The organism is Phyllobacterium sp. LjRoot231, from assembly GCF_964253365.1.
Taxonomy (GTDB): Bacteria; Pseudomonadota; Alphaproteobacteria; order Rhizobiales; family Rhizobiaceae; genus Phyllobacterium.
The window spans coordinates 3,669,974-3,682,274 of the sequence record NZ_CAXUQT020000001.1 but is presented as its reverse complement, the minus strand read 5'-3'; the positions used below and the strand labels follow the sequence as shown (position 1 = coordinate 3,682,274).

The 12,301-nt window shown below is 55.5% G+C and carries 13 protein-coding genes; 4 read left to right on the top strand and 9 right to left on the bottom strand.

The window, feature by feature from the left end; all coding sequences use genetic code 11:
- Positions 1–34 precede the first annotated feature (34 nt).
- Entirely contained in the window at positions 35–1,546 is a 1,512-nt protein-coding gene (locus ACSQ3H_RS18335) for a multicopper oxidase family protein (RefSeq protein WP_436118353.1), read from the top strand.
- An 89-nt stretch (positions 1,547–1,635) separates the two neighbouring features.
- On the opposite strand, the gene ACSQ3H_RS18330 is transcribed toward ACSQ3H_RS18335, so the two are convergent.
- The 3 genes from ACSQ3H_RS18330 to ACSQ3H_RS18320 form a co-directional block, all read right to left on the bottom strand.
- Complete coding sequence (locus ACSQ3H_RS18330; RefSeq protein WP_436118352.1) at positions 1,636–2,145, bottom strand: GNAT family N-acetyltransferase; 510 nt, start codon at positions 2,143–2,145, stop codon at positions 1,636–1,638.
- Positions 2,146–2,231: 86 nt separating this feature from the next.
- Positions 2,232–2,867, bottom strand: a complete 636-nt coding sequence (locus ACSQ3H_RS18325) for a LysE family translocator (protein WP_436118351.1) — start codon at positions 2,865–2,867, stop codon at positions 2,232–2,234.
- Positions 2,868–2,966: 99 nt separating this feature from the next.
- Positions 2,967–3,866 carry a LysR family transcriptional regulator gene (locus tag ACSQ3H_RS18320; RefSeq protein WP_436118350.1) on the bottom strand — a complete coding sequence of 300 codons (900 nt, stop codon included), beginning with the start codon at positions 3,864–3,866 and terminating at the stop codon, positions 2,967–2,969.
- Between the two features lie 150 nt (positions 3,867–4,016).
- Between ACSQ3H_RS18320 and ACSQ3H_RS18315 the strand changes: the two genes are divergently transcribed.
- Complete coding sequence (locus ACSQ3H_RS18315) at positions 4,017–5,003, top strand: MlaD family protein (protein ID WP_436118349.1); 987 nt, start codon at positions 4,017–4,019, stop codon at positions 5,001–5,003.
- A 1,127-nt stretch (positions 5,004–6,130) separates the two neighbouring features.
- Here ACSQ3H_RS18315 and ACSQ3H_RS18310 read toward each other — a convergent pair.
- From ACSQ3H_RS18310 to ACSQ3H_RS18300, 3 genes are all read right to left on the bottom strand, one after another.
- Positions 6,131–6,604, bottom strand: coding sequence for a hypothetical protein (locus tag ACSQ3H_RS18310; RefSeq protein WP_436118348.1), 474 nt, complete (start codon positions 6,602–6,604; stop codon positions 6,131–6,133).
- Between the two features lie 168 nt (positions 6,605–6,772).
- On the bottom strand, positions 6,773–7,099 hold the full coding sequence (locus ACSQ3H_RS18305) for a hypothetical protein (protein ID WP_436118347.1): 327 nt from the start codon (positions 7,097–7,099) through the stop codon (positions 6,773–6,775).
- A gap of 104 nt (positions 7,100–7,203) precedes the next feature.
- Positions 7,204–8,043, bottom strand: a complete 840-nt coding sequence (locus tag ACSQ3H_RS18300; protein ID WP_436118346.1) for an FkbM family methyltransferase — start codon at positions 8,041–8,043, stop codon at positions 7,204–7,206.
- A 336-nt stretch (positions 8,044–8,379) separates the two neighbouring features.
- Here ACSQ3H_RS18300 and ACSQ3H_RS18295 point away from each other — a divergent pair, with 336 nt between their 5' ends.
- Positions 8,380–8,718, top strand: a complete 339-nt coding sequence (locus ACSQ3H_RS18295; RefSeq protein WP_436118345.1) for a hypothetical protein — start codon at positions 8,380–8,382, stop codon at positions 8,716–8,718.
- A gap of 67 nt (positions 8,719–8,785) precedes the next feature.
- Here the strand turns inward: ACSQ3H_RS18295 and copM are convergent, their stop codons facing one another.
- The 3 genes from copM to ACSQ3H_RS18280 form a co-directional block, all read right to left on the bottom strand.
- Positions 8,786–9,172, bottom strand: a complete 387-nt coding sequence (gene copM / locus ACSQ3H_RS18290) for a CopM family metallochaperone (protein WP_436118344.1) — start codon at positions 9,170–9,172, stop codon at positions 8,786–8,788.
- 82 nt (positions 9,173–9,254) lie between these two features.
- A complete protein-coding gene (locus ACSQ3H_RS18285; RefSeq protein WP_436118343.1) occupies positions 9,255–9,623 on the bottom strand; it encodes a hypothetical protein in 369 nt (122 codons plus the stop codon).
- 55 nt (positions 9,624–9,678) lie between these two features.
- Positions 9,679–10,854 carry a cystathionine beta-lyase gene (locus tag ACSQ3H_RS18280; protein WP_436118342.1) on the bottom strand — a complete coding sequence of 392 codons (1,176 nt, stop codon included), beginning with the start codon at positions 10,852–10,854 and terminating at the stop codon, positions 9,679–9,681.
- A 98-nt stretch (positions 10,855–10,952) separates the two neighbouring features.
- Between ACSQ3H_RS18280 and ACSQ3H_RS18275 the strand changes: the two genes are divergently transcribed.
- Positions 10,953–11,774: a phosphatase PAP2 family protein gene (locus ACSQ3H_RS18275; protein WP_436118341.1), complete on the top strand. Its 822-nt coding sequence runs from the start codon at positions 10,953–10,955 to the stop codon at positions 11,772–11,774.
- Positions 11,775–12,301 lie beyond the last annotated feature (527 nt).

The following is a 12,301-nucleotide window of genomic DNA, read 5'->3' as shown; positions in this document are numbered from 1 at the left end:
TGCAGTCCGCAATCTGAACGAGGAGACCTGACTCATGGATCGACGTAGTTTCATGCTAGCCAGCGCAGCAACCGTTTTCGCCGGAACACGTGCCGAAGCTCAGATGGAGACGATGGACGGCATGTCGGGCATGAGCGACATGCATGCTGGCCACGGAGCGATGGCAATGCCAGCAAACGCTCCGTCGCTACCCGAGGGCGCGCCGCTGCGCGAGCTTTCCAGGCTCAGTAATCGGTCCAACGAGGCTGGTCTTTTGGAGGCAACGCTCACGGCAGAGCCGGCGACAGCGCAGTTTGCCGAAGGTCTCGACACACCCGTTCTTGCCTTCAACGGGGACAGCCCCGCACCTCTGATCGAGGCGACCGAGGGCGATCGCATCAGAATCACTTTCGCCAACCGCATTCCCGGCGAAATCAGCACCATCCATTGGCATGGGATGCCGGTTCCAGCGGACCAGGACGGTAACCCGATGGACCCGGTATCTTCTGGGACCGATCGTCTCTACAGTTTCGATCTGCCTGAAGGTAGTGCGGGATCGTATTGGTATCATCCACATCCGCATGGGAAGACCGCCGAACAGGTTTATCGCGGCCTCGCAGGTGCATTCCTCGTGAAGCCGAAGGTTGACCCGATCCCGGCGGCCTATGGCGATACAGAGCTGTTCTTTACCGACTTGCGCTTGGCTGCGGACGGTACGATGCCGGCCAACACGATGGTTGATGTGATGAACGGGCGGGTCGGCGACCATGTCCTGGTGAACGGCCAGAAGAATCCCGTGCTGTCCGTGCCAGCCGGAACACAGCGGCGTTTCCGGCTGTTCAACGCCACCAACGCACGATTCCTTCGCTTGTCTTTCGGGGATGTGCCGATGACCATCGTCGGCACGGATGGCGGGCTGCTGGGTGCACCCGTTCCCGGTGTCCAAGACGTCCTTCTCGCACCTGCGGAGCGTCTCGAGGTTATCGTCGCCTTCGACGAACCGGGGACCACGACGCTCGGGACTCTCGACTATGACCGCGGATGGATGGGGCAGGGACGACCGAAGGACGCAGGCCTTACTCTCTTGACGGTTGCGGTCTCGGAGACGCCGGCCGAACCGCCGCCGCCGCTGCCGGCGATCCTGCGCCCGATCGCAGATTTGGGCGCGCCGTCAGTCAGCCGTCGCCTTGTCTTCGGGGAGACCATGACGATGGGCGCGGACGGAATGGAGATGGGCTTCTTGATCAACGGGAAGTCGTTCGACATGAACCGCATCGATTTCGTGTCGAAAGCGGGCGAACTTGAGCTTTGGGAAATTGCCAATCCCGCCGACATGGATCACCCGTTTCATGTCCACGGTACGCAATTTCAAATTGTCGAATACGAGCGGGGCGGCAAAGTCAACAAACCGCCCTACAGGGCGTGGAAGGACACCGTGAATGTCGCACGCGGCGAGACAATCCGCATTCTAGTTCGTCAGGACAAACCTGGCCCTCGGATGTACCACTGCCATATCCTGGAACACGAGCAACTGGGCATGATGGGTATCGTCGACGTCCAGGTATGACAGCGAAACTGTTGGTGCTATCACCATGCCGCCTTGCCGACCTCGAGCGGTCGCTTGCTACTGATAGAATGAGTTTAGTGGCAAAGGCCTCACACCCATTCCACCCATAGCGTTTCGCGTTTGGACATATCCAGAACGGTGGCGTGGCGGTCGAGTATTGCCCGCAAGCCGGGTCCGATCCGCTCTTCCGGCATGGGCTCGAAGCCGTATTTGCGAAACCACGGGCCGTTCCAGCGCGGTGCCCGGAAGGTCGTCAGCGTAACGCCGGACAGTTTCAGCTCTTTAGCCCTGGATTTGACCACATCGAGAAATGCCGCGCCGATGCCGTGCCCGGAGAAATCGGCAGCCACCATGATATTGGCGATGTACATCAACCCGTCCAGAGGCTGCATCAGGATATAGCCGACGCGCTTGCCATCAATTTCCGCGACCACTGTTTCGCCGGAGCAAAAACGCTCTGCAGCGATGGACGGCGCGTCCACCACCATCTCCAGGCCGTCCCATCCGGCATAACGCAGGCGGGCGGATTTCTCGATCGACCGGAGTTCTTCGATCTCTTCAAAGCGAAACGGCCGCAGGTTAAAGTCGTGATGGTCCATTGTTCAGTTTCCAGACGCGCAGAATCAACGGAATCATAAGACTCCTTCATGACAGTTGCGCGTCGGGTAGCTCTTTTGGTCTAAGCTTATGCACTCGCCCGTCGATAGAACGCCAACGAACCGGCGAGGGCAAGCAATGCGCCGCCGCAGATCCGGTCAAGCCACAGCGCACCGGATTTCTTGAGCAGGCGCACCGCCCGCGAGCCCAGAACGGCGTAGCCGAACATGACGGCGAAATCGATCAGCGCGAAGGTCACGGCCAGCGCCAGATATTGAGGAAACTGCGGCAATTCCGGCATGACGAATTGCGGAAGAAACGCCGAGAAAAACAGATATCCCTTCGGATTTGTGACGGCGACGAAGAAACTCTTCAGGAATACCGCTCGCGACGAGGGGTCTGCACTGCCGCCTGTTCCCGGGTGCAGGACCTCAAGCGTTCCCCTGGAGCGCAACAGCATGACGCCGAGGAAGGTGAGGTAGCCGACGCCGATCCACTTGACGACAGAGAACCAGAATTCCGATGCGGCAAGGAGGGCGCCGAGCCCCAGCGCTACTGCGCCGATCAGGACGAAGTCCGACAGCACCGCACCGGCCATGCCGAGGCAGGCGGTCCTGATACCTAAACGCGAGCCGTTCGTCAGCGCCAGCAGCACAGTTGGGCCCGGTGTTGCAATGCCGATGAACGAAACCAATGCGAATGCTAAAATCGTCAGATTTGTCATGACTTGCTCCGGAGAAATCAGATGCAGTTTTGCCTGTTGACCCGCACCAAACACCATTCTCTTTTCTCAGTTGTCAAGTCAAAGTGCTGATGGTCGCGCTCAGCGTTCCCAGTAAGGCGGGTAACCGAAGGCTGTGCGCAAATGGTCCGCAAGTGCTCTGAGCTTGGCGGATGGCATGCGGCCTTCCGGATGCGCAATGAAGATGTGTTCGCCCTCGGCTTGCACGCCCACGTCAATAGCCAACAATTCCCGGGATTTGAGCGCAGCACCGGCGACAAAGGTCGGCAGCAGGGCGATGCCGAGCCCCGCTATGGCCGCATCCCGCATCATGTCGCCATTGTTGACGCGCAATCCCACGCAGCCGCGCACGGTCGCTGTGCCTTTTGCCGTGGGAAAGCTCCAATCCGCGATGCCGCGATTGGCGTAGAAAATGCCTCTGTGTTGACCCAGCTCTTCGATCGAGCCAGGGGTTCCATGCGCCTCCAGATAGGCCGGAGAAGCCACCAGAACGCGTTGGCTCGTCGCCAGACGCCATGTCATCAGCCGTGAATCGATGATCGACCCATGCCTGACCACGGCGTCATAGCCGCCAGCAGCCACATCGATACGTCGGTCATCGAGATCGAGAGACAGCTCAATGCCGGGATTGTTCGCGAGAAAGGGATAAAGGGCAGGGCCGAGATGCATGCGACCGAACGTGACCGGCGCCGAAATGCGCAATGGCCCGATCAGTTGGCCGCGGCGCTCCGCCATATCGGCTGCGGCTTCCTCGACATCGCGCGCAATACGCGATGCACGTTCGAGAAAGGCCGTGCCATCCTCTGTAAGGGTAAGCTTGCGTGTCGTCCGGTGCAGGAGCACCGCGCCAATCTGCCGTTCGAGTTCGGCCAGCCGCTCGCTCACGACGGATTTCGAAAGACGCAAGCGGCGGGCCGCTTCGCTGATCGATCCCGCGTGCGCTACCGTCACAAAAGTGGAAATGCCCTCAAGCTTCATCATTGTTCGGTGTTTCCGAAGTGGAGTTGCTCTACTCTCGGATTAATCCGGACAACCAGCAAGAACGATATTTGTTCGCCATTGATTTGCCGTCACCTAAGGCGGTAATGAAAGGATCAATGATCCCAACCGTGGAGTCGCCTCAAAGAATCGATGGAAACCAAAGCCAATTATCTTCTCGTTGCGGTTTTCAGCCTGGTTGTGTGTGCCCTGGCGTTCGGTTTCTTTTACTGGGTTGGACGCTACGGCGACACGCGGGAAACCTCGACGTTGGAGATCCGGGTTCCTGGTTCCGTCACGGGTTTGGCCGCGAAGAGCCCGGTGTTCTTCAATGGCCTGAAGGTCGGTGATGTGAAGCGTCTCTTTATCGATTCGTCCAATCCGGACGCCGTCATCGTCCAGGCCGAGATCGACTCCACCACACCGATCACGCGCTCGACCGTGGCGACACTGGCCTTCGAAATACTGGCAGGACAAGCGCGCATCGAGTTGACGGGCGGCAAGGCCTATGAGCCCAAGCTTCTGGAAGAGGCGGACAAGGAAGATACCATTGCGCGCGTGGATGTTGATCCATCATCGCTGAAGACACTGGTGCAGACCGCGCAGGACTGGATCGACCGCGTCGACAAGGCAACGACCGCCACCGAACAATACGTGGCGGAAACGCGCGGACCTCTGCTGGCGAGTATTAGAGAGGCCAAGGATTTTACCGATGGTCTTGCACGCAGTACCGACTTGATAAACGAATATGGCCAGAAGGCGCGAAGTGTCGGGGAAGTCATGAACGACGCCCGCGATGTCATCTCGCGGGTGAACAAAGCTTCTGTTCGCGTCGACGAGACGCTGGCGAATGTCGACAGGCAGCTCTCCGACGACAAGGACAGTGTGGCAAGCGAAATCCGCGCCAAACTGCAATCCTATCAGCAACAGGCCAAGGACTTGAATACGAGGCTGGTCGCCATCGTCAACAATCTGAGTAATTTGACAGGCGATAAACTGCGCAATGCGCAGCGGTTTGTGTCGGAGAGCCGCCGTACCGTTCAAGGCATCGACCGCAGCGTTTCCGAAATCGCGGACGATCCCCACAAATATATCTTCGGGCCGACCAATACTGTCCCCGAATACGAAGCGCCGCGATAGCAGATGGCCTCAGGTGGACTATTCTAGGAAAAATACCTTCCTACAGCATAGCTCCCAACGGCCAGGAGGACCATGATCATCGCCGGCGGCCAGTACAGATAGAATTTCATTTCATTGTCGGCTGCATACCCGCTTTCATCATTTGACGGGGCATATGCCATTGCTGCGGGGGTCTTCGCCCTCTTGATCAAGCTAGTAAACGACACAAGAATTCACCTTCCGAACTGACGGCCTAGATACAAGACAACCGGTATGATGATCAAAAAGATTATGAGGTAACCCCAAATGGACGTCATGTAGGGCGCATAATCCTCCTTGTCTTTTTTTTCATCCTCTTCCATTGGTGCCTCCCACATCTGCCAATGAAAACAGTGATTAAGAGGACTTAAAGCCGAGAATAAATTACGGCTCAGGTCGCATCAGGCCATAGCGCCAATTCGAAAACAACTTAGTAATTCTATCTATAGAGCTAGCTCGAAATCACCCCACAGGATCAATCTCTATCGATTTCCGTCATGACGAAACGTTTTCAGCCGCAAGCGGTTCCGCTAGCGGACAAATCAAAGCTTGGTCGATGATGCGATGAGTCTGCCCCGCAGGCAAGCCAGGTGATCTAATGTGTCCTTCGGCGGACAGAAGTACAAGGCAAATACAGAAAGATCGCCACAGCCTGCGGCGCAGCGATCTTCATGTTAACGTGCCGTGACTTTCGTCGCTGGCTATTTCGTATGCTGTTTGAATCGGCGATGCGCAAATCCGCCTTTAGCGCGTCGCAGGATATCCGAAAGCCTGTTGGGGCTGGCTGGCTTGTTTGGCATTTCTTCCCGGACTTTTTGCAGTATCTGCGGTGTTGCGCAGCAGGCATTGTGGGGGGTATGAAGCGTCACTTCTCCCATTTGTCACTCCCTTAGAAGAACAATTGACCTAGCGGGCTTATCCGAAAGGCTGAAAGCTATTTATTCGCTTAAGCTAATAGGTGTACGCCTAGTTTTGCGGTTATTCAACTGGATTTGCAGGCAGGGTGATCGCGCCAGGATTTGAGACCATCAACAGGCCGTGAAAAAAGCGGCGCTCCTTGAAAAGAACGCCGCTTGCACCGGTTTTCGAAGCTCGGAAGGCTTGGGTTTTCAGGCGTAAATCGGGCGAAACCGTCGCAAGGAGAGAAAGCCCGCGATAACAAACAATACCAGAACTATGCCCTGCACGATCGCGAACGGCGGTTCCGAGCCTGTCGGCGCGAGCGCATTGAGTGCCGGTACCTTCTGGAATGATTGCGCGACAAGAACAAAGACGTTCAGATAGAGCGACACGATCGCGCTGACCACATAGATCCAGCGCCAGGCACCGGCAAGGCGGTAGACATAGAGCGCAGCGATTGCCGCTATAAGGAAGATCATCGATATGATGCCTACGCCGATGGCCGGCGTGAAGCCATTATATGGAAACAGGAAGCCCGTTACGGTCGTGGCCACTGTTGTTATCAGGAAGATCAGCGTCCAGCCTTCCTTCCTGTCGGACCCAATGAGACCAGCCAGAACAATCAACCCTGAAACAATGCCGATCAGGCTTAGAATCACATGGAACAAAGTAAATGGTGTCATACCGAAGATCATGATGGTGCCCCCGATTGCGATCCGTACAATATTATTGAGTCCGGATGTGATCACACGAAACAACGTTTGCGGGCAATTGTAAATCCGTCTGCGTTAGAAGAAATTATGATAAAACAACTCAATAATTCTTCAAGCAAATCGACTGGCTGAGGGCCGTTAGCCAGTACACTTCCTGCGATCGATGGACCGCGTCATTGAATCGGCCTGTCCCTGCAAGGCGCCTGCCTGCTTCTGGTTGGCCGTACGATAATCGGGCAGGAAGGGGCCGAAGCCGGTGACCACGTTCGGGTCCTGATAGCCTTTGCCATTGGTGAGCCGGCTGATTTCCGCCACGGCCTGATTGCGCTGCGCCACCAGTGCCGGGCAAGCGACATTGTCATAATGCACGGATGAGATTTTTTCATTATCGAGCTGGCTTTGAATGCCTCCGCAACCTCCGAGCATTACGGAAAGAATGATCACCTGAAGGTGCCTTGTCGTCATTGCCAGATTCCCCGATCGCGTAACAGCGCGACATGAATGCGGCAATGGCGCCAGTTTGGCAAGATGGATGCGAAAAATGCCGCATCCAAATACGGATTTGACGGTCAGTCGATCAACAGGACGCGCACGCTTCCCTGATCGAGGGGTATGTCCGATATGTTGACTATTCGCGGCTCGGAGTCAGTCAACAAGACGCAGCGGCGATAATATGTGGCGAGATAGCGGATGAGGCTCGATCCATGATCACGGTGATAGAGTTCCGGTGAAAGCACAGCATAGATCGGAACGTTGCGCTCCATCAGCCTGGTCATGGACAGACAGGCGATGGCCTCGTAGCCTTCGATGTCGATCCATACGAGACCGATCTGTTCCGCCGGAACACGCGCATCCTGCAGGATGGTTTCGATTGTGCTGATCGGCGTTCTTGTCCTGGTGTCGTTCGGCTTCTGCTGTTTCATGCCGCTTCGCTGCTTGTCATCGCGGCTCACGTAAATTTTGGTCATTCCATCGATGACGCCGACCGCGCATGGAAAGCAGCAAACCATGTCCTGCAGGCTGTTATCGTCCACGTTTCGCTGCAAGGCGGTGAAATTGCCGGCTTCCGGTTCGACGGCAAGCACGTGGGCGAATGCACCGCATGTGGCCATCTCGATGGTCTGCACGCCGGATGCGGCGCCCAGTTCCAGCAATGTCGCATTTTCACGAAATGATCCGGTTGCGCGCAGGATATGGCACACCTTGGCGACATCGCTTTCCGGCAATGCGTCAAAGACGATGTGACTATCGGCGGAGCCGCTCAGTTCACCCCGGGCGGCTTCTTTCAACGAACGAAAGTGCCCGGCAAGCGGCTGGATGCGGGCGGTCAAAAAACCACCGAGACGTTGTATGAAATTGCCTGAGAAATCTGGTCGCGGCTCAAATGCCACGCGCTGAAAATAGGTCATTGAAAAGGTCCAGTTCAAAAAACAAAGATCGATAAAAGCAAAACGTGTCTCTTATTAACTTGCCAGTCCGATGCAGTCAAACCAGCGCAGCTCAACAATTAGATTTATAGGGAAAACTTCCCAAAAAATACAGTATATTCAATACGCTGTCCGATTGCGTGCAGTTATTGGTTGAATGACGGAGCTTAAAACCGTAGCGAAAACTCGATTTAATCAAAAATCTCTAGTAAAATAGTATGGTATAGCAGTTTAGGCTTGCGATAAGTGCCTTCTCGCCCTTATGATTCCACTTCCGGGAGCCCCCGGCAATTGCAACACAAGAGTGAGGAGACAGGAATGCCTGGTTTGCTGCACCCACTTCATGAGGGCCATGCGCCCATCATATTGCATAATGCCTTTCAGGATGCGATTGACGCCTTGGAGGATTGGGAACTCGGCAGTGACGAGCCCCAGATAGACGTCAATGAGAAGCGGGTTCCGATCAGCGCTGTGTTCCGGCGTCTATGGACTTGCACGGATATTCTTCCCGCACGCACGTTAGCCGTCGTGGAAGATTTGTTGCCATTGCGTTCCGCCGAATTCAAGATCGGGGCATCGACCTATGCCGATGCCGCCTACAGTCTTTGGCAGTTAAGCATGCAGAAACGCGCTGCGAGCAACGAGCTACGCCAGTAGGGCAAAACGAGTTTGTATGTATGGATAACCCGCCGGCGCAAACCGGCGGGTGATCCTTTTTTGAGCCTTAGCCGCCGTTCTTGGCGAGCCAGGACTTCATCTGTTTGATCTCGTTTTCCTGTGCAGCGATGATCGCTTCGGCAAGTTTGCGTATCTCCGGATCCTTGCCGTATTCGAGCTCGATCTTTGCCATGTCGATCGCTCCCTGATGGTGCGCGATCATGCCCGACACGAAATCCTTGTCGGTATTGCCGGTGAAGGCAATTGCCATGTCCTTGTGCATTTTCGCATTGGCTTCAGTGAATGCCTTGGAGGATGCGCTTTGATCGCCTTTGGGCATCGCCATCATGTCGTGCTGCTTGGTTTTGTGCGTTGTGTGGTCCTGTGCCAGCACCGGTGACGCAAAGGCGAGGGCGCAGACCAGCGCCGCTTTGTGAATATATGTGATTTTCATCGTTGATCTTTCCATAGGCCAGTCAAACCGGCGCAGGCAGCGGCCCGCTCACCTGCGCGTGAAAACGAAGGGAAATGATCGATTATATCCTGGGAGGGCGCGGCAGCGGCGCGTTGTCTAGGGCGACAAGCGGTAATTCACTGGCCCGCGGAATGATGATTTTGGGTTGTCCGGCAACCGGCGTCACGAACATGATTGCCGGAACCCCGACACAGGCTGCGCACACCGCTGGATGCTGTTGTTTGGCATCTCCAGGGCAATGATGCTGTTTGCCGGCGCAGCCATTGGGAGTATGCACAGGCGCCTGCAAAGCCCCGGCCGCAACGGCCCCAGCCGCAACAACATCGTGCGAACCCAGTTCCGCAGCCAGACGGCCGGGCGCCGCAGACACCGGAACCCAGCCAATGCTGAGCGCAGTCAGAAGCACGAGGATTGCAGTGAGCCTCTTCATCTGCCCCTTATGCGGCCATGTCACCGGGATTGAAATCACCTTGTATTTATCCGTGTCAAACTGCTTTCGCCGCGGCCAGGCCGTTCTCAATGTCGGCAATAAGATCGGCCTTGTCTTCAAGACCGATCTGCAGCCGGATGACAGGTCCTGCGTAATTCTTACCCGTAATCTCCCGGCCACCGAGGTGGACATGCAGTGCCAGGCTTTCGTACCCGCCCCAGGAATAGCCGAGGCCGAAAATCCTCAATGCGTTGAGGAAGGCGTGTGCCTGTGCTGTTCCGCCTTCGATGACGATGGAAAACACTCCGCCCGCACCGCAGAAATCGCGTTTGAACAAGGCATTTCCCGCATGGCTCTCAAGACCGGGATGCAGTACCTCGACAACGCCCGCTTGGCTCTCCAGCCACCTCGCGATTTCCAGCGCGCTCTCCGCATGCCGTTCCATGCGCACGCCCATGGTGCGCAGTCCGCGCAAAACCTGATATGCATCGTCGCCGCTCACGCAAAGCCCGAGCGCCGAATGGGTCGCATCAAGTGTCTTGAAGCATTTCTCGTTGGCCGAAATGGTTCCCATCAAGATATCGGAATGACCAGCCGGATATTTCGTCGCCGCATGGATTGAGATATCGACGCCATAATCCAGCGCCTTGAAATAGATCGGCGTCGCCCACGTGTTGTCCATCATGACGATGGCATCTGCCGCATGGGCCTTTTCGACAATGGCGGGGATGTCCTGGATTTCGAACGTGTTGGAACCCGGCGATTCGGTGAAGACGACGCGGGTGTTCGGCTTGATCAGCTCTTCGATGCCGGCGCCAACCAGCGGGTCATAATATTCAACTTCGATACCCAGCCGTTTCAACATCGTGTTGCAGAAATGGCGGGTATTGCCGTAGCAGCTGTCGACCATCAAAAGGTGATCGCCAGGGATGAGGAAAGCAAGGAGGGGAACCGTCACCGCCGCAAGACCGGACGGAACGAGAACCGTTCCGGCGGAGCCCTCCAGCTCGTCGATGGCCCGGCAAAGCGCGTCGGTGGTCGGTGTTCCGTGCGTGGCATAGGTGTATTTCTGCTTGTGACCTGCCATTGTTTGTGCGTCGGGAAACAGCACAGTCGATGCATGCACGACCGGAGGATTGACGAACCCGTGGTAATCGCGCGGGTCATATCCGCCATGGGCAAGCCTCGTATTGATTCCGAGTTTCGCTTCCTTGCCCGGTTGCTTATCCATGAGATCGTCTCCACATCTTGTATGCTCTATGAGAAGTCGATAATGCCACCACGTGCAGGTTGCAACAGGAGAGCAGGCTGATTGACTGGAAAGACAAGATGACGGAGCCAAGCAATCAGGGACATACGCAATCTGCTCTACGGCGGGTCGGTCAGTCCATCGTCCGCTTTCTGCGCCGCATCAATGCTCCCGCTTATCCCGGTTCTCCATCCGCGTGGACGAACGGCATGTCCATGGCTATTGTCCTCATCTTCTTCCTCATCCTGCTGCTCCATCCCTATGACGAGTTTCTGTCGCGGACCCTGTCTTCCTATGAACCCTTGAATGGTGTGCGGCATCTGACGGATATCGGCCTGTCGCAATGGTATCTTATTCCGGCCTTTGTCATCGGCGTGTGCTTGATCGGCATCGATTGGGGAAATATTGCCAGAAACCGGCGCGTCCGCTTTGGCCTTGTCTATGCGCAGGCGACCTTCGCCTTCTGGGCAATCGCATTATCGGGGATACTGACCAATATTGCGAAGTTCCTTATCGGCCGGGCGCGCCCAAAATTCATCGATACGCTGGGTGCCAACAGTTTCTCGCCCTTTCAGGCCGGATATGATTTTGCCAGTTTTCCATCCGGTCATTCAACGACAATGGGTGCGGTGGGCGCGATCCTGGCATTGTGGTTCCCGCACTGGCGTATGCCGATCATCCTGGCGACAATGTTCATCGCTTTCACCCGCGTCTTTGCCCGTGCTCACTATCCGACCGATGTCGTGGCCGGTTACACCGTTGGCTTTCTATTCACGGTTGTACTTGCCCGGTTTCTGGCTGGACGCCGCACTGCCTTCGTCTTCGGCAAGAGCCAATTCTGGCCCAATATGCGATTTCGCGAGCGTTTTTGGCGGGCTGAGGCCGATCTGAGCAAGAAATAATCGAAAAATTTGACGTGAATGCAGCAAGTTTAAATTTACTGCAAAAATATTGAGCGAATATTATCCCTTGACGCGATAAGTGAAATCGTTTTCCATGTGGACATAAGTTTAAATTTATACGGAATATATATTTTACTACGAAAGTATAATACAAAGGTAAAATTTTGAAAAATTCTATACTTAAAGTTGCATCTATTGTTTCGAATACGCTGTGGAGCAAGGGAGGATTGCAGTATGCCTCGCCGATCCGTTGATCGTCATGGCAGGCCGGCTTTCCATTCACCGTTGTACTTGCTCGATCCTTTACAGCGGGCCGCGGTCTGCGTCTTTGGGAAGTCGATTCTGATCGATTTTGCGCTTTCAAGGGGAGATTTTGGTAACAAAATGCAGGTCTGAACAACAAATGATCGAAAAAATGTTTTGGGTGCAGCCGAATCTAACCGATTGCATCAATATTGAGCAATAATTGTCCCTTGACCAACGCGTCAGAATACCCTTCGATACAAGACGTGAATGGGAGACATATT